Consider the following 24,081-nt stretch of genomic DNA (forward strand, 5'->3'; position numbering starts at 1 on the left):
CAGCCACGTGCCGCCGACGTCGGGGGTGAAGCCGATGCGGGTCTCGGGCATCGCCAGCTGCGAGCGCTCGGTCACGACGCGGATCGACGCATGCCCGGCGACGCCGATGCCGCCGCCCATCGTGATGCCGTCGGCGAAGGCGACAAACGGCTTGGGGTATTCGGCGATGCGGGCGTTGAGCGCGTACTCCTCGCGGAAGAAGCCCGCGGCGTCATCGGTCCGGCCGCTCGTCACCTGCTCGGCGAGGCCCCGCACAGCGCCGCCCGCACACAGGCCGCGGTCCCCGGCGCCGTCCAGCAGCACGACGTCGACGTCGACGTCGTGCTCCCACGCGTCGAGGGCTTCGTGCATGAGCCGCACCATGCCGAGGTCGAGCGCATTTATGGCCCGCGGCCGGTTGAGGGTGAGGCGCCCGAGCCCCGCCCGCGCACGGACGAGGACGGTGGGCTCGGCGGTGGCAGCGGGGTCGGTCACGTGCGCAACGTTACCGGCCGACGTGGACGGGCGAGCAGGACATTTGCTCTCACGGTGACGCTCGATTTCCGCCAGGATGGGACGGAGTGCCGCGACGCGGCGGCCCTTCACCCGATACGACGAGAGGGTTCGGCATGCCCGACGGCCAGTCGCTGGAGTTCTCAGGTGTCACCAAGCGCTTCGGCGCGGTCACCGCGGTGTCGGATCTCTCCGCACGCGTCGAGCCGGGCCGTGTCACCGGGTTCCTCGGGCCGAACGGCGCCGGCAAGACCACGACCCTGCGGATCCTCCTCGGCCTGGTTCGCGCGACCGGCGGCCAGGCGACGATCGGCGGCCGGCGCTACGCCGACCTCGACAAGCCGTTGCAGACGGTCGGCGCCGTGCTGGAGGCATCCAGCTTCCATCCCGGACGCACCGGTGCCGCCCACCTGACCATCTACGCGCAGGCGGCAAGGATCCCGAAGGGTCGCGTCGACGAGGTGCTCGGCCTCGTCGGACTCGCGGATGCCGGCGGCCGCAAGGTCGGCGGCTACTCACTGGGCATGCGCCAGCGGCTCGGTCTCGCGTACGCGCTCCTCGGCGACCCGGGGGTGCTGGTGCTCGACGAGCCCGCGAACGGCCTGGACCCCGAGGGCATCCGCTGGATGCGCGGGTTCCTCCGCCGGCTCGCCGGCGAGGGGCGCACCGTGCTCGTCTCGTCGCACCTGCTGGCCGAGGTGCAGCAGACCGTCGACGCGCTGCTGATCATCTCGCGCGGACGCCTCGTCTTCGAGGGCTCGATCGACGACCTCGCCGACCCGTCCGAGTCCGCCACGGTCGTCGATGCGCCGGACCGTGCCGCGCTCACCTCCGCGCTGTCGGCCGCGGGCCTGCCGTACGAGGTGCTCCGCTCGGGCCTGACCGTCCGCGGCGCGGATCCCACGACGGTCGGCGCGGCCGCGGCCGCGGCCGGCGTCGCCCTCTCCGGCCTGCAGCGCCGCGGTCCCGCCCTCGAGGAGGTCTTCCTCGACCTCGTCAACGGCACGCGGGTGCACCCCTCCGCCCCGGGCGCCGGCCCGCTGTCGCCCGTCGGCGAGGGATCCCCGGTGACCGCTGCGCCCGATGCGCCCGCGCCCGTCGTGGCGGGCGTCGTGCGTGCGGCTGCCGGCGGTATGGCACCCGGGCAGGACGAGTCGGCCGGCGCGGCCGACGAGGACGCCCGCACGGCCGACGAGTCGGCCCTGGCGTCTGCGGAACTGGATGCCGAGGCGACCGGCGCTCCCGGCGCCGCTGCGGCCCTCGGCACCGCCGCGGGCGGGGCGTGGGCCGCGGAACGTGCGGACGAGGGCCGACCGGGACCGGAGACCGAGGGCGCGGAAACCGTGCCCGTGGCCGCGCCCGATGCGGAGCCGCGGGCCGAGGCCGTGCCGGACGCGGAGCCGCGGGCCGAGGCCGTGCCGGACGCGGAGCCGGAAACCGGGCCCGTGGCCGCGTCCGAGCCTCTTGCTCAGGCAGACCCCGAGCCTGCGACTGCACCCGGCGCGGAGCCGCGGGCCGAGGCTGTGCCGGACGCGGAGCCGGAAACCGAGCCTGTGGCCGCATCCGAGCCTCTTGCTCAGGCGGAGTCCGAGCCTGGGGCCGCATCCGAGCCTCTCGGTCAGTCAGAGCCCGAGCCTGTGACTGCCCCCGGCGCGGAGCCGGAAGCCGAGGTCGAGCCGGCGGCGGAGGCGCAGACCGCGCCCGCTGCGCAGGCAGAGTCTGCGGCCGATGCGGACGTCGAATCCGAGCCCCAGCCCCGACCGCCCGCACAGGAGGTCACGACAGGTGCCGGCTTCGCGGTCGCGAGCACCGGGGTGATCGACATCGTGCCGCCCGTCGCGTCCGAGCCGGAACCCGAACCCCGAACGTCGTCCGAGTCCGCGTCGGAGCCGCCGGAGGATGCCGACCCCGACGTCGAGGCGCTCGGCGACATCGACGACGAGCTGTCGAACCCCGAGCCTCCCGACGAGGACGATGACCGGCCGTGGGAGAACTACGTGAAGACCGAAGCCGATGTCGAGGCCGACGCCTTCTTCGCGGCGTTCGACACCGCAGCGGCGGATCAGGGCCAGGCGGATCGCGGCGATCCGGACGATGCGGCTCGTCTCGCGGACGCTCGCTCGGCGACCGGGACAGACGGCTTCCCGGAGGACGACGACACCGGCACAGCCGAGACCGCTTCCCATGAGCCGTCCGAGGACGAGGCATCGGAGCCGTGGGCGCCGCCGGAGGCCCCGGGCACGGAGGATGCCCGGGACGCGGCATCCGGGGCGAGCGAGCATCGAGGCGAGGCATCCGCTCCCTCCCCCGGTGACCCCGGCGACCGCGCCGAACGCGACGGCTCCGACGACCACGAAGGGGGCGAGCGATGAGCCTCACGGCGGCGACCCGCGCCGAGACGACCAAGCTGTTCTCGACGAGCATCTGGTGGATCCTCGCGATCGTCCTGTTCGCGTACGTGGCGTTCACGGCGGGCGCGCTCGCGTTCGTGTTCTCGATGTCGGCCACCGGCTCGCTGCCCGGTGCGACGAGCAGCGCGCCCCCGCTGCCCGAGGACATGCTGCCGGCCACGCTGTACAGCACGGCGACCGCGGTCGGCTACGTGTTCCCGCTGCTGGTGGGCACGCTCATGGTGACCGCCGAGTTCCGGCACAAGACGCTCACGCCGACCTTCCTCGCGACGCCGCGGCGCGGCCGCGTCCTCGTGGCGAAGCTCGCCGTCGGCGTCGTGCTGGGCGCGCTGCTCGGCGTCGTCGGCGTGCTGGCATCCGTGGGCGTTTCGGCGGCGATCCTGTCGGGCTTCGGGCTCGACACGCAGCTCACGTCGTCCGGCATCTGGGCGATGCTGGGGCGGATGCTGCTGGCCTCCGTGCTGTGGGCCCTCATAGGGATCGGCGTCGGCGCGCTCGTGCGCAACCAGGTCGGCGCCATCGTCGGGGTGCTGGTGTTCACGCAGTTCCTGGAGCCGATCGGGCGCACCGCCGCCGCGTTCGTCGACGGCCTGTCCGAGGCCACCCGGTTCCTGCCGGGTGCCGCGAGCGACGCGCTTGTCGGCGCCAGCGTCTACACCGTCGCGGCGACGGGAGCAGCTTCGGCGGACGCGTTGGAGTGGTGGGCCGGCGGCCTCGTCCTGCTCGGCTACGCGGTCGTGTTCGTCGTGCTCGGCCACCTCGTCAGCTGGCGCCGCGACGTCAGCTGACGCGTGCCGTCTCGCGAAGACCCGCGCTGAGCGTCCCCGAGAGCAGTAGTGGAGCTCGACGGCCGGGAGCCGTCAGACCGCCGGCGCGGGCGCCGGGGTCTTGCGCTTGCGCGGCTTCTTCACGGCGACCGCGGGCGTGCTCCCGGTCTCGGCGGCGATGTCGACGACGTCGACCGCCTCGGCCGCGACCTCGACGTGCAGCGCCTGAACGAGCGCCAGGCCGTGGCGCGTCGTGAGGATCACGCGCTGGAACTCGGGGTGCCCGTCGAGGTCGATCACCACGCTCGGGCGGTGACGCCGGATCACCGCGAAGTCCTCGCCGCCGGCGGAGCGCCACGTGCCCATCGCGATGACGCCGCGCACGTGCGTGCCAGGGCTCGGGATGCCGCGCAGCCACGTCCACGCGTCGTCGGTGAGCTGCACCTTGGTGATCGTCGATCGATCGATGACCACATTCGCCTTGCGGAATGACAGGGCGCGCTCCGACACCGACAGCACGACTTCGAGCTGCGTCGAGTCGAGCAGCAGAGTCACCATGTGCCTAGTCTGCCAGCGCCGTCGCGGTGATCAGGGCTGATTTGCTTACGGGAGGGCAACGATCCCGGGCCCCGACCCCCGGACTCGGTGCGAGACTGGACCGGTGACCGTCGCGTCCCCCATCGTCGTCTCCCCGTCGGCCGCCGCGGTCGACCTCGTGCTCGAGCGCGCCGCCGCCGGCGCGCGTCTGGATTCGGCCGACGCCGAGATCCTGCTCGGCGCGAGCGGCGAGCGTTTCGAACGCCTGCTCGCGCTGGCCTCCGAGGTGCGGGATGCCGGGCTCGCGGCATCCGGTCGCCCCGGGGTGATCACGTACTCCCGCAAGGTGTTCGTCCCGCTGACGACGCTGTGCCGCGACCGCTGCCACTACTGCGTGTTCGTCGACACGCCCGGCCAGCTGCTGAAGAAGCACAAGCCCGCGTACATGTCGCCCGAGCAGGTCCTCGCAGTCGTACGCCAGGGCCAGGCGCTCGGCTGCAAGGAGGTGCTGCTGACGCTCGGCGATCGCCCCGAGGAGCGGTGGCCCGAGGCCCGCGCCTGGCTCGACGAGCACGGCTTCACGTCGACGATCGAGTACGTCGCGCATGTGGCGCGCCTCGTCACGGCCGAGACGGGACTGCTCGCGCACGCCAACCCCGGCGTCATGTCGGCCGAAGAGCTGCGCCTGCTGCGGCCGGTCGCGCCGTCGATGGGCATGATGCTCGAGACGACCTCGCGGCGTCTGTACGAGGAGCCCGGGCAGGTGCACTTCGGCTCGCCCGACAAGGACCCCGCGGTGCGCCTGCAGGTCATCGAGGACGCGGGACGCGAGCGCGTGCCGTTCACGACCGGCATCCTCGTCGGCATCGGCGAGACCGTGCGCGACCGCGCCGAGTCGCTGGTTGCGATCCGCGAGGCGCACGAACGGCATCAGGTCGGCGGACAGGGCCACGTGCAGGAGGTCATCGTCCAGAACTTCCGTGCCAAGCCCCGCACGGCCATGCAGGGAGCGCCCGACGCCGAGCTGCTCGAGTACGTCGCGGCGGTCGCGGTCGCGCGGCTCGTGATGGGTCCGCGCATGCGCATCCAGGTGCCGCCCAACCTGTCGGACGCGGCCGAGTTCGACCTGCTCGTGCGGGCGGGCGCCGACGACTGGGGCGGCGTCTCGCCGCTCACCGCGGACCATGTCAACCCCGAGCGCCCCTGGCCGCACCTGACCGACCTCGCCCGGATGACCGCCGAGCTCGGGTACGAGCTGCGCGAAAGGCTGACGGCGCAGCCCGAGTTCGTGCAGGACGCCGAGACGTGGATCGACCCCGCACTGCGCCCCGCCGTCGCGGCCCTGGCCGACCCCGAGACGGGGCTCGCCGCCGTCACCGTCGAGAATTCAGGAGACACGCCGGTCGATGCTGACCGCGGCGACGGCTCGGTCCCGGATCTCCTGAATTCTCGACGCGAGCACGACGTGCGGCGCCTGGCCGCCGCGGCGGCCGCCGACCCGCTGGCCCTCGACGACGCCGAGTGGGTGGCCCTCCTGGGCGCGACCGGCGGCGACCTCGACGCGCTCACGGCGACGGCCGACGACGTGCGCCGCTACACGGTGGGCGAGGCGGTGACGCTCGTCGTCAACCGCAACCTCACGTCGTCCGGCCTCGGCACGGCATTCGCGCTCGACGATGTCGCCGCCATCGCGGCCGACGCGTGGGACCTGGGCGCGACCGAGATCTGCGTGCAGGGGATGCTGCCGCCCGACGCCGACCCGGCCGGGTACGTCGACATCGCCCGTGCGGTGAAGAGCGGAGCCGGCGGCATCCACCTCCACGCGTACCGCCCGCAGGACGTGTGGGACCTCGCCGACCGCGGCGGGCTCGGCCTCGACGGCGCCCTCGCGGCCCTGCGCGACGCGGGAGTCGACACGGTGCCGGGCACCGGCGTGAAGGTGCTGAGCGAACGCGTGCGCGGGCTGGTCGCGCCGGGCGACCTGGAGATCGACCGCTGGGTCGAGGGGATCACGGCCGCCCACCGGGCCGGCTTCCGGTCGACGAGCGTGCTCTTCTACGGCCATGTCGAGACCGCCGAGGAGCGCATCGCCCACCTGCGGCAGCTGCGGCGGATCCAGACGGCGACGGGCGGGTTCTCGGAGTTCGTGCCGATCCCGCTCCCCGGTCCGGACGGCGGCGTGCCGCTCGTGCCCGGGCGCGCTCCCCTGGACGAGCACCGGGCGATGGTCGCCGTGTCGCGGCTGCTGCTGTCGGGCAGCATCCCTCACGTGCAGATCCCGTGGACCCGCGTCGGCCGCGACGCCGCGGTGGTGCTGCTGCAGGCAGGGGGTGACGACCTCGGCGGAACGCTGCTCGACGGCCGCGTGAAGCCCGAGGCCGGCATCGAGTTCGGTCAGGAGCTGCCGGCAGCAGATGCGTCCGCGATGGTCGCGAAGCTGTTCCGTCCGTTCCGGCTCCGCACCACCACGTACGGACAGGTCTCCGGATGACGCGTGTCGAGGTCGCCGTCGTCGGTGCCGGGTTCGCCGGCATCGGCATGGCGATGGCGCTCCGCCGCGCGGGCATCGACGACGTCGTGCTGCTAGAGCGGGCGGCGGCCGTCGGCGGGACCTGGCGCGACAACACCTACCCCGGCATCGCGTGTGACGTGCCGTCGCACCTGTACGGGTTCGCTGCGCACCCGAATCCGTCGTGGTCGGGCACCTACGCGCGCGGCGACGAGATCCGCGCCTACCTGGAGCACGTCGTCGACGCCGAGGGTCTGCGCGACCGCATCCGCCTGAACACCGCCATGCGCGGCGCCCGGTGGGACGCCGCGGACGAGGAGTGGCGGATCGCGACCCCCGCCGGAACGATCGCCGCCCGGGCTCTCGTCCTGGCCTGCGGACGCCTCACAGAACCCGCCATCCCCCAGCTGGCCGGGCTCGAGACCTTCCCCGGTCCGATCTTCCACTCGGCGCGGTGGGACCACGACGCCCCGCTCGCCGGCCGGCGCGTGGGCGTCGTCGGGACGGGTGCCAGCGCGATCCAGATCGTGCCCGAGCTCGCGCGCACGGCGTCGCACGTGACCCTGTTCCAGCGGACTCCCGCGTGGATCGTGCCGCGCGGCGGCGACGTCTACTCGGATGCCGATCGCCGGGGTTTCGCGGCGAACCCCGAAGCCCTCGAGGCACTGCGCGCCGACCTCTACGCCGAGGGCGAGCAGCGCTTCGCATCGCGCTCGGGCGACTCGGCCGCCGCCGCAGAGGCGGAGGCGATCGCCCGGGCACACCTGGAGTCCCAGGTCGCCGACCCGGCGCTGCGTGCCCTGCTCACCCCGGACTACGCGTTCGGCTGCAAGCGCGTGCTGCTGTCGGACGACTTCTACCCCGCCGTCGCATCGGATGCCGTCACGCTCGTGCCGTCGCCGCTGGAACGGGTCGAGGGGTCGACGATCGTGGCAGCCGACGGCTCGTCGCACGCACTGGACGCGCTCGTGCTGGCCACCGGATTCGCCTCGACCCGTCAGCCGTACGCCGACCTCGTGGTCGGCGAGCGCGCGCAGAGTCTCGCCGAGCACTGGTCGGGCGGCATGACCTCGTTTGCATCGACGGTCGTCGCCGGCTTCCCGAACCTCTTCGTCCTCAACGGACCCAACGCCTCGCTCGGGCACTCGTCGTCGGTGCTGATGATCGAGGAGCAGGCCGCCTACGTCGCGCGCGTGCTGAGCCGTCACGCCGGCAGGGTGCTGCGCGTGGACCCCGCCGCCGAGCAGGCCTACACCGACGAGATCGCGGCGGCGGCGGCATCCACCCGCTGGATGACCGGCGGATGCCGCAACTGGTACGTCGACGAGCGGTCCGGGCGCCTCACCCTGCTGTGGCCGGGGACCGTCGACGCGTTCCGCGCGCGACTCGACCGCGCCGACGGCTCGGAGTTCCTGACCGGACCGACCCTCACGCCCCTGCTGGAAGGAACCACCGCATGAGCATCCCGCTGCGCTTCGGCTACAAGGCCTCGGCCGAGCAGTTCGGCCCGGCCGAGCTGCTGGACTACGCCGTCCAGGCCGAGGAGGCCGGCTTCGACTCGGTCTTCATCTCGGATCACCTGCAGCCGTGGCTGCACGACGGCGGCCACGCGCCGGCATCCATCCCGTGGCTCGGCGCGCTCGGCGCCCGGACGTCGCGCGTGCTCATCGGCACGTCGGTGCTGACCCCGACCTTCCGGTACAACCCGACCGTGGTGGCGCAGGACTTCGCGACGCTCGGGGTGCTGTACCCGGGGCGCGTGATCCTGGGCGTCGGCACGGGCGAGGCGCTCAACGAGGCCAACCTCGGCATCGCGTGGCCCGACCCGCCTGAGCGCTTCCAGCGGCTCAAAGAGGCGATCGGCCTCATCCGCCGGCTGTGGTCGGAGGACCGGGTGACCTTCGACGGCACCTACTACCACGCGCACAACGTCACCATCTACGACAAGCTGCCCGAGCCCGTGCCGATCTACATCGGCGCCGCCGGACCCGCCGCGACCCGCCTGGCGGGGCGCATCGCCGACGGCTTCATCACCACGAGCGGCAAGAAGCGGGAGCTGTACACCGACACGCTGCTGCCGGCGCTGCACGAGGGGCTCGAGAAAGCGGGCCGCCCGGCCGACGCCATCGACACGCTCATGGAGGTGAAGGTGTCGCTCGCGCCCACCCTCGACGAGGCGCGCGAGAAGACCCGCTTCTGGGCTCCGCTCGCGCTCACGCCCGACGAGAAGATGGGCGTCGACGACCCGATCGAGATGCAGCGCCTGGGCGAACAGCTGCCCATCGAACGCACCGCTTCGCGCTTCATCGTGTCGGACGACCCCGACGAGCACGTCGAGCGCATCGGCTGGTACATCGATCTCGGCTTCCGCCACCTGGTGTTCCATGACCCCGGCCACGACCAGGGCGCGTTCCTGCGCATGTACGGCGAAGAGATCCTCCCGCGCCTGCGCGCGAAGTACGGCGCGTGAGCCCGCTGTTCCGACGGCGCGACCGCAGTTCCCCGCAGTCCGCACCGGCATCCGCGGCGCGCGTCGAAGCGGCCGCCGCTTCCGAGGAGTCGCCCATGGCGCGCTGGGTGGTCGTGGTGCCGGTCAAGCCGTCGGCGCACGGCAAGTCCCGCCTCGACGTGCCCGGCGTCGCCCGCAAGGACCTCGCCCGGGCCATCGCGCTCGACACCCTCGAAGCGGCGACCGCCTGCGACATGGTCGCCCAGGTCGTGGTGGTGACGGACGACGCGGCCCTCGCGCGCGAGGCGGCGATGATCCCCGCGCTCCGCTTCGTGCCCGAGGGCGACGCGGGTGGGCTCGACGCCGCGGTGGCGGCCGGGGTCGCCGCCATCGATCCGGGCGGACGGATGCCGCGCGCGGCGCTGCTCGGCGACCTCCCGGCGCTGCGACCGGCCGATCTCGGCGAGGCGCTGCGGGCCGCGGCATCCTTCCCCCGTGCCGTGGTGCCCGACGCCGAGGGCACGGGGTCGACGCTGGTCACCGCCGGCGTCGGCGCGGAGTGGGCGTCCGCGTTCGGGGACGGCTCGTTCACGCGGCATGTCGCACTGGGGTGCGAGGCGCTGCCGATCCGGGATGCCTCGACCCTGCGCCGCGACGTCGACATCGCCGCACAGCTCGACGCCGCCCGCGCCCTCGGTCTCGGCACGCGTACCGCCGCGCTGCTGGCCGCCGCCGCGACCTGAGCCCTGCCGCGACGACACGCGAGGTGGCGCTCGTGGCCGCCTCGTCCGCAGTGAGGCCGCCGCACGCGCCACTTCCGCCATCGGCCCACGGGCGGAAGGGTCGCTCATGGTGGCCACGCGGAGGCCGAGCCGACCACCAGCGCCGCCTCGACCGCGACCCCCACTAGCCTGGCGGGATGAGCGACTACCAGGTGCTGGAGATGGGCGGCCTCGACGAGTGGCGGGGGCACTACGGCGGATTCACACCGGAGAAGTCGCGTGACGGCCGACGTGTGGTCGACCACGAGTTGACGATGCAGTACATCGGCATGACCGCCAACGCGTTCGAGCCCGGCGAAGAGGCCGGCTACTGGCACGTGCACGAGCGCATCGAAGAGGTCTACGTGTTCCTCGCGGGGCGCGGGCAGATGGCGCTCGACGACGACATCGTCGACGTCGGCCCCGGCACCGTCGTGCGCGTCGGTCAGGGCGTGTTCCGCACCTGGCGGGCGCTCCCCGACAGCCCGGAGCAGCTGCGCTGGCTGTGCCTGCGCGCCGGCGGGCAGGAGCTTCCGGAAGTTCCCCGACGACAGCCGCCGCGCCCCCGAGCGCCCGTCCCCGTGGAGCTGAACCCGCAGGACGCCACACTCGCCGCCTACGAACGCGGCGCCCGGCAGTACGCCGAACGCACCACGACCGCACCGGCCCCCGAGGTCGCCGCGCTGCTGGCGCGGGTCGCTGCGGGGGCCCATGTGCTCGAGCTCGGCAGCGGACCGGGGAGGGATGCCGCGGCCGTGGAGTCCGCCGGCCTCACCGTCGACCGCACCGACGGGGCAGCGGCGTTCGTCGATGCCCAGCGAGCGGCCGGCCACCGTGCGCGGGTGCTCGACGTGAGGGCGGACGACTTCGGCGGTCCGTACGACGCGGTCTTCGCGAACGCCGTGCTGCTGCACGTGCCCCGGGCGGACCTCGCCGGCGTGCTCGCCACTGCTCGCCGGGCATGCCGCGCCGGCGGCGTCCTCGTCGCGAGCTTCAAGAAGGGCGAAGGCGAGGCCTGGACCCAGGCGAAGCTCGACGACCCGCGTCACTTCACGTACTGGGACGAGGCCGGGCTCACGGCAGCCCTCACCGCTGCCGGGTGGATCCCCGAACAGGTCGCCGAGTCCACTCTCCCCGAGTCGGCCGAGCGGTGGATCACCGTGGTCGCCCGGAATGAGGCATCCGCATCGCTCTGACTCGTGCCTGAGACCAGGAGGTCTCGCGCTCAGGCCACCAGCAGGTAGACCGCGCCGACGATCGTGAAAGCGATCACGAGCTTCTCGAACACCGACTGCGGCACGCGGTCGGCGAGCCAGCGCCCGAGGAACGCCGAGACGACGACGAGCGGCACGAGAACCAGGTCGATCAGCAGACCGGGCACCGTGATGATCCCGATGCCGATCGAGAAGGGCACCTTGAACAGGTTGACGATCGCGAAGAACCACGCCGCGGTGCCGAGGAACGCCTTCACCTCGAACCGCGCGGCCAGGAAGTACATCGACATCACCGGGCCGGCGGCGTTCGCGACCATGGTGGTGAACCCGCCGAGTGTGCCGTAGGTGGCGGCGGCGACGCGGTGCGATCCGCCGTCGCCCGCGATCTGGGCGCCGACGCGCCGCCGCCACAGCGTGAGGGCGATCACGGCCAGCAGGATCACGCCGATGGTGCGCTTCACCCACAGGTCGTCGGCGAACCACAGGAAGACCACTCCCACCAGCACGCCCGCGACGACGGCGGGAGCGAGGCGCAGCAGGGTCTTCCAGTCCGCGTGCCGCCGGTACATCGTGACGGCGAACACGTCGGCGACGATCAGCAGCAACAGGAGGACGCCCGTCGACTGCTTGGCCGGCAGCACCGCGGCGAAGATCGCGACGGCGATCGTCCCGGCCCCGGGCACCGCCGTCTTCGACAGCCCGACGACCACGGCCGCGACGCCGAGCAGAGCCCACGTGCCCCACGCCAGATCCGGCAGCATCACACCCGGCTCACACCCCGGCCGCGGCGAGGGCCGCCTCGGCGAGCGACGCCGAGAGGCCGGCATCCGTCATCCACAGCGGGCGGACGAGTGCGCGGATGCCGCGCCCCGCGACCTCGTCGGCCATGAGCGCGTCCTCTTCGGCGATCAGCCACGCGTCGAGCAGCCCGCCGTCGGCGCGCGCACCGTACAGCCCCGCGACGGCGGCGGCAGAGGTCTCGACGCCGATCGCGGTGAGGCACACGTCGGCCATGCCGCGCACGACCTTGCCGCCGATGATCGGCGACACGCCGACCACGGGCGCGCCCGTCGCACGCAGCGCCTCACGCACGCCGGGCACGGCGAGGATCGGGCCGATCGACACGACCGGGTTCGAGGGGGCCAGCAGCACGACGTCGGCGGCGGCGATCGCCTCGACGACGCCGGGCGCGGGAACGGATGCCGCCACCCCGGGTTTCTCGAAGGCCGCGGGGGCGAGCGTCGCGCGGTGCCGCGTCCACCACTCCTGGAAGTGCAGACGGGTGCCGTCGGGGAGGACGACGATCGTGTCGACCTCGCTGTCGGTCATCGGCAGCAGGCGCGCGCCGAGCGGCCAGCGGTGCGACATGCGCTCCAGCACCTGCGTGGGAGTGAGTCCCTCGCGCAGCCAGCCGGTGCGGGCGAGATGCGTGCCGAGGTCGAGGTCACCGAGGGTGAACCACGGCCAGCCGCTCCCCCACGCCTGCAGCTCGTGGTTGACCCGCTCGGAGTCGCCCTGGCGCCCCCAGCCGCGCTCCGTGTCGTTGACACCGGCGAGTGCATACGTGATCGAGTCGACGTCGGGCTGCAGACGCACACCCGAGAGCCACAGGTCGTCGCCGGTGTTGACGACCACGGTGAGGGCCGAGGCGGTGTCGGTGACGCCGCGGGCGCGGAGCGCGCCCCGCACGCCCATCACGAAGCGGGAACCGCCGACGCCGCCCGCGAGCACGACGATTCGAGGCGCAGCCGTCACGGGGTGTCAGCCCCGCGGCTTCGCATGCAGCTGCGGCAGCACACCCGTCTTCGGCGCGAACTCGTCGGCCGCGTGCGGCAGCGAGAACTTCGCGACCGCGTCGATCAGCGCGTCCACGGTCTGCGCCTCGGCGACCACGTCGACGTCGAGGCCGGCGCGGCGGGCGTCCTTCGCGGTGCGCGGGCCGATCGCGGCGACGAGCGTCGTCTCGGGAAGGTCGGGGAACTGCTCGTGCACCTGCTCGGCGACCGAGCCGCTCGTCACGAGGATGGCGTTGATGCGACCGGAGTGCACGTCTTCGGCGATGCGTTCGGTGACCGGGACGCCGACGGTGCGGTAGGCGACGACGCTGCGCACACGGTGTCCGGCATCGGTGAGCATGCGCGTCAGGACCGGCTTGGCGATCTCGCTGCGGAGCGTGAGGATGTCGCGCGCCTCGGGTTCGAGGGCGATGAGCTGCTCGGCCATGCCGGCGGCGGAGTTGTCGCGCTCGGGGACGAGGTCCACCCGGTACCCGACCGCGAGCAGCGCGGCTGCGGTCGTCTCACCGACGGCGGCGATCTTCGTGGTGGGAGGAACCACGGCACGGTACGCGTAGAGCACGTCCACCGTCGTGGCACTGGTGACGGTGAGCCAGTCGAACGCTCCGGCGGCGAGGTCGGCCAGCGCCTGGTCGAGCGTCGCCTGGTCGTTCGTGGGGGCGAAGTTGATGAGGGGGGCGATCACGGGGGTCGCGCCCTGACGGCGCAGGTTGGCCGCGACGCCGTCGCCCCAGGGTCCGCCGCGGGGCACGAGGACGCGCCAGCCGGTCAGGGGCTTGACGGGCTGGTGCGATGCTGCGGCTGTGTTCATGAAGGGGATCGACTCTCGATGGTGCAAAGTCGGCCGCCCAGGACGTTCGAGCAGCCGACGCGCGATTCGAATCGGGTTCGCGCGAACGGCAGCATACGCACCATTGCACTGCCTCGGCTTCTGAGCATACCCCTCCTTGCTGAAGGGGTGGACCCAGGGTCGGTCCGGCGCGGGGACGGACGCGATCAGCGGGTGTAGAGGCGGACGGCTCCCCAGACGGCGGCGCCGATCGCCACCGCCCCGACCACGACCGCGACGGCGGCGAGACCCGGGTTGCGGCGCTTGAAGGCGCGCGCCTGGGCGACGCGCTCGTCGACGACTCGCCCGACGCGCCGGGGCACGTTGGCCTTCTCTTCGATGGCGGCGAGAGCGGCCTTCAGTTCGGCACGCGCAGCCTCGACGGGGTCGGTGATGCCGAGCGGCACGGCGGTGCGGGGCACGGGCACGGGAGCCTCAGAGCTCATCGCGCACCTCCTTCACGTCCTGGGCGATCGATTGGACCGGGTTCTGTCGTTCGCCGATCTTGCGGAACCGAAGGATGCCGAGCCACGCCAGCACCGCCGTCACGATCAGCATCGCGAAGAACACGACGAGGGCCGAGAGCCACACGGGCCACCACGACGACAGCCCGGCGATGATGAACGTGCCGAGCACGGGGACCGACCAGAACAGGACGAACAGCGCCGCGAACACCCACAGCGCGCCCCAGCCGCCGTCCTTCGCGGTACGAGCCAGCCACGCCTTGGCGGCGTCGATCTCGGCGATGACGAGGTTGCGGATCAGCTCCGGAACCTCGCCGAGAAGGGTGAGAAGACTGTCGTCCGCGCGGTCGCGGAATCCGCGTCTGCGCGTCTCCACCTCAGGCTCCGCCCTGGCCGGTGGCCTCGTCGACGGCGTCGTCCACGGCATCCTTCACAGCGCGCGCCGACGTCTGCGCCGCCTTGCCGAGGTCGTCCTGCGAATCCTTGCCCACCTTGATGGCGGCGTCGAGCTTCTGGCCCGGGGTGCCCTTGGAGCCGGCGGCCTGGACGACCTTCACTCCGGCGTCCCACAGCGTCGACGGCAAGGCCATCGCCTGGCTCTTGGCGAAGTCCTTGACCTTGCCGACCTGCTCCTGCACGGGGTCGAGGTTCCACACCTTCAGCCACTGCGCCTTGATCTGCTCGTAGCGCTCGCGCCCCGCGCGTGTGCCCAGGACGTACCCGATGGCGAGTCCGATGACGAGTCCAGCTTTGCCCCTCATGGGGTCTCCTCACACTCGGTGTGCACCTGACGACCCTCCCCAGGGTAGCCCTGTATGCCGATTCCGGCATCCACTTGACAAACGGACGTCAGGACTGAGGCCGACCGCCCCACAGCGCACCCCGGCGGAGGCGGTCCGCCTCGGCGTGCGCGTCGGCGACGACCTGAGCGAGCCCGCTCCCGGCGACCCAGGCGCCCACGACGGCGACGCCGCGCGCCTTCGCGACGGTCGCCCGCGCGGCCTCGGCGCGCTCGCGCTGACCGCGCGCCGACACCGGTGGGACGAGCGTGAACCGGTCGCGGTGCGCGGCCACGATCCGCTGGACGGGCACCCCGAGAAGGGCGGATGCCTCGCGCGCGGCCAGCGTGAAAGCCGCCGTGTCGTCGAGCCCGGCCGTGGCGGGCTCGACGCCCGGCGCGCCGAACGCGACGCGCAGCACGTGCCGGCCGGGCCCGGCGTCGCGGGCGAGCCACTCCCAGCGAGCCGTCTCGTGCACGAGGCCGGTCGCGGCACCCGAGCCGGGGACGGCGTGGACGTGCGCGCCGCGCGGCGCGGTGTCGAGCGGCGGCGCGTCGACGACGAGCGTCACGACCTCGCGCGCGACGCCCGCCGGCGTCGCTGCGGCGAAGGCCGGGTCGTCGAGGGCACGACCGACGAGGTCACGAGCCGCGGCCTCGTCGGTCGCGATGATCACCGCGTCGGCGGAGAGCCCGGCGGGGACGGCCTCGGAGCCGACGGCGGACAGGGGCGCCTGGTCCCGCTCGCCATCGACGAGCTGCGCCGGCGCTCGGTCGCCGCGCGGGATCTGCCCACCCGCGAGCACGACGGTCCATCTCTCGCCGTCGCGGACGAGACCGGTCGCGCGCGTGCCGGTGTGCACCACGGCGCCGCGGTCGACGAGGCCGGCGTGCAGTGCGGCCACGAGCTGCGGCATCCCTCCGTCCAGGCCTTCGACGGTCGCGGCGGGGGCGTCGGTGAGCAGTTCGGCGACCGCGCCGCCGAGCGAGCCGGTGCGCGTGAGGGCGGGATTGAGGCCGGGGGCGACGACCTCGACGTCGACCTCGTCGGGGGTCAGGCCGAACCGGTCGACGCTGAGCGGGGCGACCAGGCGGTCGCGCACCTTCTCGCCCATGCGGCCGGCGACCAGGCGCCCGAGGCTCCGCTCGGTGCCGATCGTGAGGGGCGGTCGCAGCCGGTCGAGGTAGGCGCGCCAGGTGCCGCCCCACCCGATGATGCGGCGGACGCCCTCGTCCCACGGGTTGGCGGGGATCCCCAGCAGCGTGTCGTGCGGCAGTGGCGCCGCGACCCCCTTGGGAAGCCCTGCGATCCACGCGCTGTCGTCGCGCGGGCGCACGACGACGGCATCCGGCAGCACCTCGTCGACGAGAGCGCGCACGGCGGCTCCCCGGGTCGACCAGCACGTCGCTCCCACATCCAGGCGCAGCCCCGACGTCTCGACCGTGCCGATCACGCCCCCGAGGCGAGTGGATGCCTCCACCACCGTGACCGCCATGCCGACCTTGGCGCACTCCCAGGCCGCGGCCAGTCCGGCGATGCCGCCCCCGACGACCACGACGCGGGTCTCACGGGCGTGGGCGACGAGGTCCTGGAACGGTTCGGCGGGGACGGTCACAGCATCCATCCTCGCATCGCCGTCCTGGGCGCTCCCCGGGCGGCCGCCCCCGGTGGCCGACGGCGGTTCTCGGCGAGTCGCCAGAAGTCGCCCTCCTCCCCAACCGCTCCCGGCGAGTCGCCCGAACGGGCCCGGACATCCGTTCGTGGCGAGTCGCCAGACATCGGCCTCGGCCGCGGCGGTTCTCGGCGAGTCGTCCGCGGTTCCCGTTCGAGCCGTTCTTGGCGAGCCGCCAGAATCGGCCTCCTGCACGACAGTTCTTGGCGAATCGCCAGATTCGGGGCGTCGCGGGATGCCGGGGATCGAGATCGCGCGGGGGCCAGGCACCCGGGATCAGTGGTCGGCGCGGCGCTGCTCTCGAGCCTCGGCCCGGGTGCGTGGCGGGTGCGACCCGTCGGATTCGTCAGCGCGCGTCTCCTCGGCCAAGCGCTCCACGGCCTCGGGCTCGTCACCCTCGGGCCGCTCGGCCCCGGACTCTGAGCCGGTCGGGGCGGCGGCATCCGTCGATCCACCGGTCACCGAGGTGACGCGGCCGTCGTGCAGCTCGATGACCCGGTCGGCGCGCTGCACGAGGAGCGGGTCGTGCGTCGAGACGACGGCGGCGAGTCCCTGCGAGTGCACGAGGTCGCCGATGAGGTCCATGACGGTCGCGGCGGTGCGCGAGTCGAGCTGCCCGGTCGGCTCGTCGGCGATCAGCACGTGCGGCCGCACGGCGATGGCCCGGGCGATGCCGACGCGCTGCTGCTGTCCGCCCGACAGCTCGGTCGGCCGCTGCGCCGCGTGATCGGCGAGCCCCACGAGCTTGAGCGCCTCGGCCACGCGGGCGTCGCGCTCGGCGGGCGGCGTCTTCGCGATGCGCAGCGGCAGTTCGACGTTCTCGGCCGCCGACAGGATCGGGATGAGGCCGAACGATTGGAACACGAACCCCAGCCGCTCGCGCCGGAGCGCCGCGAGGGCGTCCTCGTCGAGCGCGGTGGCCTCGATGTCGCCCAGCCAGACCTTGCCCGAGGTCGGGGTGTCGAGCCCGCCCAGCAGGTTCAGCAGCGTCGTCTTGCCGGCGCCGGACGCGCCGCGCACGACGACGAGCTCGCCCGCGGCCACCTCGATGTCGATGTCGACGCACGCGTGCACGTCGCCCGCGGCCGACGAGAACGTGCGGCTGAGCTTCTCGCCGCGCAGTGCGAGGGTCATGAGGGATCCTCCGGGTCGGATTCGGGGATGGATGCCGCGGCCTCCAGCGCCTCCTGCGTCGCAGGCCCTTCCTGCGCCGCAGGCCCTTCCTGCGCAGCCGCCTGCTGGCCGGGCCACACGCCGACATGGTCGGGCTCCAGTGCGAGGCGCACGCGTTCGCGCAGGTCGAGGGCGGTGACGAACTCGTCGGGCAGCTGCAGGCGGCCCACGCGGTCGAGCACCGCGTACTCCTCGGCGACGTGGTGCTCGGCGCCGTGCTCGTCGAGCCGCGTCGAGCGCAGCACCTCGGTCGAGGTGCGGCCGTCGCGGATCTGCACGGTGCGGGCGACGTGCTCCGACACGGCGGGATCGTGCGTCACGATGAGCGTCGTCACGCCGAGCTCGCGGTTCACCGAGCGCATCGCCTCGAGCACGTGGACGCTCGCGGCGTCGTCGAGCTCGCCGGTGGGCTCGTCGGCGAGCAGCACGCGAGGTTCGTTCGCGATGCCGACGGCGATCGCGACACGCTGCTGCTCGCCGCCCGACATCTCGCCGGGACGGCGCTCTGCGCAGTGCGACACCTCGAGCAGGTCGAGCAGTTCGGCCACGCGGGCCTGGCGCGCCGCAGCGCCCTTCACTCGTCCTGGGATCGCGAGGGCCGCCGCGACGTTCTCGCTCGCCGACAGATACGGCAGCAGATTGCGCGAGGTCTGCTGCCACACGAAGCCGACGCTGTGTCGCCGGAAGACGACGCGCTCCTTCTCGGTCATCGTCAGGAGGTCGTGCCCGGCGACCCAGGCGACACCCGCGGTGGGCTGGTCGAGGCTCGACAGGATCGACAGCAGCGTGGACTTGCCCGAGCCCGAGGCGCCGACCACGGCGACCAGTTCGCCCGGGTCGATGCGCAGGTTGAGTCCCTGCAGCGCCTGCACCTCGACGCCCGGCCCGCCGGCCGAGGCGACCTTGAAGATGCGCACGAGGTCGACGCACAGGATGTCGGCATCCGGCGCGCCGACGCGCACAGGTGCCACCGTGGTGCCCCGCGCGGGGGTCGGAGCCTGCTTGGCCGCCATGGTCCTATCCTTCCTCCACGGTGCGCAGGGCGCCCGCGGCCCGGATGCGCCGAGACACGAACAGCGCGATCGCGGTGAGCAGCACGGCGAGTGCGAGGAACCCGCCGAGGGTGAGCAGCAGGATGCCGGGGTCGACCTGGTAGGCCGGCGCCACGGACGATCCGGTGAACGGTCGCAGGTCGACGGCCGCCAGCACGACGAGGGGCACGAGGAGCCCGAACAGCGTGCCCGCGACGACGGCGGCGACGGCAGGCGGCCCGATCTCCCACAGGGCGAGCGAGGTCGCGGCGCGCCGCGGGGCGCCGAGCGTGCGCAGCAGCGCGAGCACGCGGGCGCGCGGCCCGGCGGCCAGCGCCAGGGTCATGACGATCGCCAGGGCGCTGAGCAGGGCCGCGACGGCCGTGGCCGCCAGCAGCGCCCAGCGCACTCCCTGCACGGCGGGGCCGGATTGGATGCCGGCGGCGATCCGGTCCGCGGTGGCGAAGGTCACGGCATCGCCGAGCACGGCGGTGAGGTCGTCCTGCACGTCGGCCAGGGCGACGCCGTCGTCGAGCCCGACGAGGATGGTCCGATCGCTCGGATCCCGGCCCAGTACGTCTTCGGCGTACGAGGAGTCCAGCGCCACCCAGTTCTCGCGGACGCCGATGGGAACAGGTCCTCGGGTGACGCCCACGACCTCGGCATCGACCCCGCCGAGGTCGATCTTCTCGGTGCCGCCGATCATGTCGGCGGTGGCGCCCGAGACGACGATGGGCATCGTGCCGTCGGCGGGTTCGAGCGAGACGCCCGGCGGCAGCATCCCCGGGCCGTCGCCCTGCACCTCGCGCAGGTCGGCGGCGTCGACGACGAACACCGAGGTCGCCCGCTTGACCCCGTCGATGTCGAGGGTCGCGGGGTCGGCGCCAGAGATGCCGGTCGCCGCCGTCACGCCGTCGACGGCCTCGATCCGGTCGAGCTGCTCCCGTGTGAAGGTGCCGCCGGTGACGCGCACGTCGGCGCCCACCTGCGCCTGCGCGGTGTCGGTGATGCCGGTCTGCAGCGCGGAGAGCAGGATGCCCGAAGACACCGCGACCGACACGCCCACGACGAGTGCGAGCACAGGGGTGAGACCGATCGACGGCTCGCGCAGCGCCCGCGCCGCGCCGAGGAACGCGTCCGAGCCGGCAGAGGCGCGTGCCCGCGCGAGCACCGCGCGCAGCGGCAGCGGGTACACGCGCAGCGTGACGAGGCACGCCACGAGCGAGAGGAGCAGCGGCGTCGCCGCGATGAGCAGGTCGACGCCGTCGCTGTATCCGCGGAGGAACAGCAGCACGAGGGCGACGGCGGCGAGACCCGCGATCACGCCTTCGGCGATGAGCCGCAGCCGCGAGCCTCGTGCGCCGAGGTCTGCGCGCGTCTGGCGCTCGGCGACCGAGGGGGCCAGTGCGACGAGGATCGCGATCGGGGCGAGCGCGAGCAGCAGGGTCGCCACGATGCCGATCGGCGTCGGCGACGCACCGAACAGCAGCGCCCCGGCGACGGTCACGGCGACGGCGCCGAGCAGGGCGGGCACGGCGCCCGCGATGGCGCCCTCGACGGCGAGCAGGCCCCGCAGCTGCCCGAGCGAGGCGCCGCGGGCCGACATCAGGCGCAGGCTCGGCCGTCGTCCTTCGAGGATGAGCCGGCAGCCCAGCACCAGGACGGCCGCGGCCACACCGATCGGCCCGGCCACGAGCATCGCCATGACCGCGGCGGTCGAGGCTTCTTGCGCGAGGGCGAGCTCGATCTCTCCGGTGACGTCGGCGTCGAAGCGCAGGCTCAGGATGCCGGGCCCGCCGTCCGAGGTGGCGATCGTGTGAGAGACCGCCGTGAAGCGGTTCAGCGCGGTGACGGCCTGCTCGGCGTCGTCGCGGCCGATCGCCTCCGCGTCCGTGGGATACCAGACCAGCGTCGAGTATCTGTTCTCGAATCCTTCGGAGACGAGCGAGGCCGGATGCGCGTACACCGTGCCCGTGAGCTTGCGCGGCCCGTTGCCGTCGTCGAACACCTTGGGTGTCAGCACCGACGGCATGTGCTGCCAGTAGTCGCCCGCCGGGTCGACGGGTGCGAACGTGCCGACGAGCACGAGCTCGACGGGGCGCATGGGCAGGCCGACCGTCCGCGTCTCACCGACGGGCCAGTCCATCTCAGCGGCGACATCGGCAGCGAGGACGACCTCGATCCGATTGGTCAGCACCGGCCCGTCGTCGGTGGACGGCCGCATCGTTCCCGGCCCGGTCGGATAGAGCGCGGATGCCGCGGCCTCCGGCATCCGTCCCTCGACGATCCGGATCTCGTCATCGAACCGCGGATCGAACGCGACGGAGAACGACTGGATGCCCGAGGACTCGGACGTCGGGTTGTCGCTGACGATCGTCACCATCTGCGCCCGGTCGAGGACGTCCGGCAGCGGGGCGTCGGCTCTGGCGCGGATGTCGTCGACCGAGGACGCGAACCGTCCCCACACCTCATCGGTGGTCAGCGGCACAGCGGTCTGCGGCACCTGCGGGAACCCGGCGTTCTCGGACACGACGTCGCGCGCCGTCGGCGGCAGCCCGTCGAGCCGGTCGCGCAGGGCGGCATCCGCCACGATTCCGAGGGCGACGGGCGCCGCCGTGGCGAGCACCGTCAGCACCAGCACGAGAGCCGCGACGATGCCCGACCCGCCGGCGCGCGAGCGCAGGTGGTGGGCGACGAGGCTGCGGGTGGTGACGCGGCGGGTCATCGCGACTCCTCTCCCACGGTGGCGGTGCGGGCGGCACGGCGCACTCCCGCGGCGGCCGCGGCGACGATCGCCGCGAGGCCCACGACGAGCACCGCCAAGGCGATGCAGAGCGGCAGCCAGGAGATGTGGAGACCGCCGGCGATCGACAGGATGCCGGGGGTCACGGCCCGCACGAGCGACGGCACGATCAGCACCGAGACGAGCACGCCGGCCGCGGCGCCGAGCACGACCGCGGCACCGAACACCCCGCCGAGCTCTGCCGCACGCATCCGCGCCTGGCGTCCGGCGGTGACACCGGCGGCACGCAGCACGCCGAGCTCGCGGCGGCGGGCGATCGCGAGGGTCTGCACGATGGCCAGCGCGGCCACGAGCGACAGCACGGCCGAGCCCGCGGTCGCGATCCACCAGCCGGGGACGAGCGCCCCGACGACGCTCGCGGTGACGCCGGGCGCCGAGGTGGCCACGGGCAGGTCGCCGAGCGCGGCGCTCACGGCGTCGTCGGCCTCGGTGTCGCCGGCGGCCCACACCGCGGTGGGCGTCACGATCGAGGTGCCGCGCTGAAGCTGCGAGGTCAGCAGGGTCTCGAGGGGCACGAACAGCGCGAGCGGGTCCGACGAGCCGGGCACGGCGTCGACGAGCGACGCGACGACCGCGGAGCCGCGGCGGCCTGCGCCGGCGTACCGGAACTCGAACCGGTCTCCCACGCCGATGCCGAGGCGCTCGGCGAGCGCGGTGGTCACCGCGGCCGACACCGGGGTCTCCGCGCCCTCATCGCCTCCGTCGGCCAGCCACAGCACCGCTTCGCGCGTGCCGTCGGTGAGCGACGCGCCACCCTCGAGCTCCAGCTCGGCTCCGCCGACGGCCTCGACGGAGGTCAGGGTCACCGACACCTGCGGCGTCGCGGGGCTCGGCGGCGTGCCCAGCAGCACGGCGAGCAGCCGCCAGGGCGCGGTGCCCGCCGGCACCTCTGCCTGAGCGCTGTACGTCACCGGACCCTGCCCTGTCGGCGCAGTCTCTCCGGCGAGGCTCACGATGGCGGGCGTGCCCGTCGCGTCGAGCAGCACGGCCGAGAGCTGCACCGGAACCACGTTCGCCCCGTCGACCCCGGCGACCTCCACCGTCACCCGCAGGGCGGTGGCAGCATCCCCGAGCTCCACCGGGTCGGTCGCGACGGTGCCGTCGGCCGTCGCGGCGAGCGCGGCCGGGTCGATGAGCCCGCCCGCCGTCGTCACGACCGTGTCGAGCGCCGAGCCGGGCGCTGCCACGAGCTGCGCGTCGAGCTCGCCCACCTCGACGTCGGTCGCGAGGGCGGCGGTGGCGGCGTCGACGCCGGCCACGGCCGCCGCATCGGCGACCTCGGCGGGCGTGGCCGGACGGGGCGTCGTGTCGACGCGCAGATCGGCGCCCGTGCGCACGGCGGCGGAGTCGGTGGTCATGGCGGTCCAGGTGGCGCCGTACGAGGCGGTGAACACGGCCTGCGCGACGGTCAGCGCGACCAGCAGCACCGCGACCGCGAAGATCGGGATGCGACGGGCGACCTGACGTGCCGGGTACCCCGGCTCGAGCGAGGGGACGGATGCCGCCGGCCGCGCCCACGCGACGGCACCGGCTCCGAACAGGGCGAGCGCGACGACGGCTGCGGCCGACAGCACGACGGCAGGTGCGGCGGCGACGATGGGGTCGAAGCCCGCACCGCTTGAGAGCGGCAGCTGCCACACGACGAGCCCGGTCGCGAGCAGCAGCACGACGACGACCGCGGCGGTCGTGGCCCGCGCGGCGCGCGCGGAGGTGCGGCGTCCTTCGCCGCGGCGCAGCGCGACGGCGAACACGACGGTGAGCAGCACCGCGAGCGCGAGGGCCCACGGCCACGGTGCGAGACCGGCGATGGGCCCGGCACCCGCGAGGGCGGAGAACGCGGCGGCGAGGATCAGGCCGGCGGCGGTTCCCAGGAGCGCGACGACCGCCCCTTCGGCAGCATCCGTCGTCCACGCCTGCGCACGTGAGAACCCGCGCGCCCGGATGGTGGCGGTCTCGTGCTCCCGCGCGGCCGCGATCAGCCGCGCGAGCTGTGCGACGGCGGTGCCGGCCAGCAGCGCGACCAGCACGACGAGCGCGGGCGCGGCCGACGCCAGCGCGGCGGCCCCCGCGGCCACCTGATCGGCGACCTCTGCGGTGTCGACACCCGGCGGCGGTGGATCCCCGGCGACCGCGACCGCGTTCCCGAGCCACGCGAGCACGAGGCAGACGGTGGCCACGGCGACGGCGACAGTGGCCGCTGCGCTCACGAGCAGTCCCCTGCGGGCACCCGATCGCCTCAGCAGCAGGCGCGCACTCGACGCCGGCGCGGAACGATCGGGCATCGGGCTCGGTCCTCCGCGAGGTCGGTGGGCGACGCGAGCTGCCTCGTCGTCGCGCGTGGCTGCGCCGGCGGACCCCAGCGCTCGTCCTGCCAACCTAACCCGACAAGCGCAT

General features: G+C 73.7%; 20 protein-coding genes. 7 read left to right on the forward strand and 13 right to left on the reverse strand.

Annotated elements, in window-relative coordinates:
• A partial coding sequence (locus ACTHNQ_RS10250; RefSeq protein WP_440333277.1) for an enoyl-CoA hydratase/isomerase family protein occupies positions 1-474 on the reverse strand: 474 nt, incomplete at its 3' end.
• Positions 475-608: 134 nt separating this feature from the next.
• Between ACTHNQ_RS10250 and ACTHNQ_RS10255 the strand changes: the two genes are divergently transcribed.
• Both ACTHNQ_RS10255 and ACTHNQ_RS10260 read left to right on the forward strand, forming a co-directional pair.
• A complete protein-coding gene (locus ACTHNQ_RS10255; protein WP_440333278.1) occupies positions 609-2,864 on the forward strand; it encodes an ATP-binding cassette domain-containing protein in 2,256 nt (751 codons plus the stop codon).
• Entirely contained in the window at positions 2,861-3,691 is an 831-nt protein-coding gene (locus ACTHNQ_RS10260; RefSeq protein WP_440333279.1) for an ABC transporter permease, read from the forward strand. Before ACTHNQ_RS10255 ends, ACTHNQ_RS10260 begins: the two co-directional genes overlap by 4 nt.
• Positions 3,692-3,763: 72 nt before the next feature.
• Here ACTHNQ_RS10260 and ACTHNQ_RS10265 read toward each other — a convergent pair whose 3' ends face one another.
• Complete coding sequence (locus tag ACTHNQ_RS10265; RefSeq protein ID WP_440333280.1) at positions 3,764-4,228, reverse strand: hypothetical protein; 465 nt, start codon at positions 4,226-4,228, stop codon at positions 3,764-3,766.
• 103 nt (positions 4,229-4,331) lie between these two features.
• Between ACTHNQ_RS10265 and cofG the strand changes: the two genes are divergently transcribed.
• From cofG to ACTHNQ_RS10290, 5 genes are all read left to right on the forward strand, one after another.
• Positions 4,332-6,698, forward strand: coding sequence for a 7,8-didemethyl-8-hydroxy-5-deazariboflavin synthase CofG (cofG, locus tag ACTHNQ_RS10270; protein ID WP_440333281.1), 2,367 nt, complete (start codon positions 4,332-4,334; stop codon positions 6,696-6,698).
• On the forward strand, positions 6,695-8,176 hold the full coding sequence (locus ACTHNQ_RS10275) for a flavin-containing monooxygenase (RefSeq protein ID WP_440333282.1): 1,482 nt from the start codon (positions 6,695-6,697) through the stop codon (positions 8,174-8,176). The genes cofG and ACTHNQ_RS10275 overlap by 4 nt, the downstream gene beginning before the upstream one ends.
• Positions 8,173-9,186 carry a glucose-6-phosphate dehydrogenase (coenzyme-F420) gene (gene fgd, locus ACTHNQ_RS10280; protein ID WP_440333283.1) on the forward strand — a complete coding sequence of 338 codons (1,014 nt, stop codon included), beginning with the start codon at positions 8,173-8,175 and terminating at the stop codon, positions 9,184-9,186. The genes ACTHNQ_RS10275 and fgd overlap by 4 nt, the downstream gene beginning before the upstream one ends.
• Complete coding sequence (gene cofC, locus ACTHNQ_RS10285; RefSeq protein WP_440333284.1) at positions 9,183-9,908, forward strand: 2-phospho-L-lactate guanylyltransferase; 726 nt, start codon at positions 9,183-9,185, stop codon at positions 9,906-9,908. Before fgd ends, cofC begins: the two co-directional genes overlap by 4 nt.
• A gap of 176 nt (positions 9,909-10,084) precedes the next feature.
• Positions 10,085-11,122 carry a methyltransferase domain-containing protein gene (locus ACTHNQ_RS10290; RefSeq protein ID WP_440333285.1) on the forward strand — a complete coding sequence of 346 codons (1,038 nt, stop codon included), beginning with the start codon at positions 10,085-10,087 and terminating at the stop codon, positions 11,120-11,122.
• A 29-nt stretch (positions 11,123-11,151) separates the two neighbouring features.
• Here ACTHNQ_RS10290 and ACTHNQ_RS10295 read toward each other — a convergent pair whose 3' ends face one another.
• From ACTHNQ_RS10295 to ACTHNQ_RS10345, 11 genes are all read right to left on the reverse strand, one after another.
• Positions 11,152-11,901 carry a sulfite exporter TauE/SafE family protein gene (locus ACTHNQ_RS10295; protein WP_440333286.1) on the reverse strand — a complete coding sequence of 250 codons (750 nt, stop codon included), beginning with the start codon at positions 11,899-11,901 and terminating at the stop codon, positions 11,152-11,154.
• Between the two features lie 10 nt (positions 11,902-11,911).
• Positions 11,912-12,895, reverse strand: a complete 984-nt coding sequence (cofD, locus tag ACTHNQ_RS10300; RefSeq protein ID WP_440333287.1) for a 2-phospho-L-lactate transferase — start codon at positions 12,893-12,895, stop codon at positions 11,912-11,914.
• Between the two features lie 6 nt (positions 12,896-12,901).
• Positions 12,902-13,747 (reverse strand): uroporphyrinogen-III synthase, encoded by an 846-nt coding sequence (locus ACTHNQ_RS10305; RefSeq protein ID WP_440333288.1) that lies wholly within the window; start codon positions 13,745-13,747, stop codon positions 12,902-12,904.
• A gap of 185 nt (positions 13,748-13,932) precedes the next feature.
• Entirely contained in the window at positions 13,933-14,211 is a 279-nt protein-coding gene (locus ACTHNQ_RS10310) for a hypothetical protein (protein ID WP_018173310.1), read from the reverse strand.
• Complete coding sequence (locus ACTHNQ_RS10315) at positions 14,201-14,605, reverse strand: phage holin family protein (protein ID WP_018173311.1); 405 nt, start codon at positions 14,603-14,605, stop codon at positions 14,201-14,203. Before ACTHNQ_RS10315 ends, ACTHNQ_RS10310 begins: the two co-directional genes overlap by 11 nt.
• A gap of 1 nt (position 14,606) precedes the next feature.
• The gene (locus ACTHNQ_RS10320) at positions 14,607-14,990 is read right to left on the reverse strand and encodes a hypothetical protein (protein ID WP_440333289.1); all 384 of its coding nucleotides are present in this window, start codon (positions 14,988-14,990) and stop codon (positions 14,607-14,609) included.
• An 88-nt stretch (positions 14,991-15,078) separates the two neighbouring features.
• A complete protein-coding gene (locus ACTHNQ_RS10325; RefSeq protein WP_440333290.1) occupies positions 15,079-16,632 on the reverse strand; it encodes a protoporphyrinogen/coproporphyrinogen oxidase in 1,554 nt (517 codons plus the stop codon).
• 324 nt (positions 16,633-16,956) lie between these two features.
• On the reverse strand, positions 16,957-17,814 hold the full coding sequence (locus ACTHNQ_RS10330) for an ABC transporter ATP-binding protein (RefSeq protein ID WP_440333291.1): 858 nt from the start codon (positions 17,812-17,814) through the stop codon (positions 16,957-16,959).
• Positions 17,811-18,866, reverse strand: coding sequence for an ABC transporter ATP-binding protein (locus ACTHNQ_RS10335; RefSeq protein WP_440333292.1), 1,056 nt, complete (start codon positions 18,864-18,866; stop codon positions 17,811-17,813). Before ACTHNQ_RS10335 ends, ACTHNQ_RS10330 begins: the two co-directional genes overlap by 4 nt.
• A gap of 4 nt (positions 18,867-18,870) precedes the next feature.
• Positions 18,871-21,609: an FtsX-like permease family protein gene (locus ACTHNQ_RS10340; RefSeq protein ID WP_440333293.1), complete on the reverse strand. Its 2,739-nt coding sequence runs from the start codon at positions 21,607-21,609 to the stop codon at positions 18,871-18,873.
• Positions 21,606-23,969, reverse strand: coding sequence for an FtsX-like permease family protein (locus ACTHNQ_RS10345; protein ID WP_440333294.1), 2,364 nt, complete (start codon positions 23,967-23,969; stop codon positions 21,606-21,608). The genes ACTHNQ_RS10340 and ACTHNQ_RS10345 overlap by 4 nt, the downstream gene beginning before the upstream one ends.
• Between the last annotated feature and the right edge of the window lie 112 nt (positions 23,970-24,081).

The sequence above is a fragment of the Microbacterium sp. genome (genome assembly GCF_051953575.1).
Lineage (GTDB): Bacteria > Actinomycetota > Actinomycetes > Actinomycetales > Microbacteriaceae > Microbacterium.

Bases quoted from the DNA above. Each gene is read 5' to 3' on its own strand.
- ACTHNQ_RS10255 (WP_440333278.1), top strand. From the start codon at position 609: ATGCCCGACGGCCAGTCGCTGGAGTTCTCAGGTGTCACCAAGCGCTTC.
- ACTHNQ_RS10260 (WP_440333279.1), top strand. From the start codon at position 2,861: ATGAGCCTCACGGCGGCGACCCGCGCCGAGACGACCAAGCTGTTCTCG.
- ACTHNQ_RS10265 (WP_440333280.1), bottom strand. From the start codon at position 4,228: ATGGTGACTCTGCTGCTCGACTCGACGCAGCTCGAAGTCGTGCTGTCG.
- ACTHNQ_RS10275 (WP_440333282.1), top strand. From the start codon at position 6,695: ATGACGCGTGTCGAGGTCGCCGTCGTCGGTGCCGGGTTCGCCGGCATC.
- fgd (WP_440333283.1), top strand. From the start codon at position 8,173: ATGAGCATCCCGCTGCGCTTCGGCTACAAGGCCTCGGCCGAGCAGTTC.
- ACTHNQ_RS10290 (WP_440333285.1), top strand. From the start codon at position 10,085: ATGAGCGACTACCAGGTGCTGGAGATGGGCGGCCTCGACGAGTGGCGG.
- ACTHNQ_RS10295 (WP_440333286.1), bottom strand. From the start codon at position 11,901: ATGCTGCCGGATCTGGCGTGGGGCACGTGGGCTCTGCTCGGCGTCGCG.
- ACTHNQ_RS10305 (WP_440333288.1), bottom strand. From the start codon at position 13,747: ATGAACACAGCCGCAGCATCGCACCAGCCCGTCAAGCCCCTGACCGGC.
- ACTHNQ_RS10310 (WP_018173310.1), bottom strand. From the start codon at position 14,211: ATGAGCTCTGAGGCTCCCGTGCCCGTGCCCCGCACCGCCGTGCCGCTC.
- ACTHNQ_RS10320 (WP_440333289.1), bottom strand. From the start codon at position 14,990: ATGAGGGGCAAAGCTGGACTCGTCATCGGACTCGCCATCGGGTACGTC.
- ACTHNQ_RS10325 (WP_440333290.1), bottom strand. From the start codon at position 16,632: ATGGATGCTGTGACCGTCCCCGCCGAACCGTTCCAGGACCTCGTCGCC.
- ACTHNQ_RS10330 (WP_440333291.1), bottom strand. From the start codon at position 17,814: ATGACCCTCGCACTGCGCGGCGAGAAGCTCAGCCGCACGTTCTCGTCG.
- ACTHNQ_RS10335 (WP_440333292.1), bottom strand. From the start codon at position 18,866: ATGGCGGCCAAGCAGGCTCCGACCCCCGCGCGGGGCACCACGGTGGCA.
- ACTHNQ_RS10340 (WP_440333293.1), bottom strand. From the start codon at position 21,609: ATGACCCGCCGCGTCACCACCCGCAGCCTCGTCGCCCACCACCTGCGC.
- ACTHNQ_RS10345 (WP_440333294.1), bottom strand. From the start codon at position 23,969: ATGCCCGATCGTTCCGCGCCGGCGTCGAGTGCGCGCCTGCTGCTGAGG.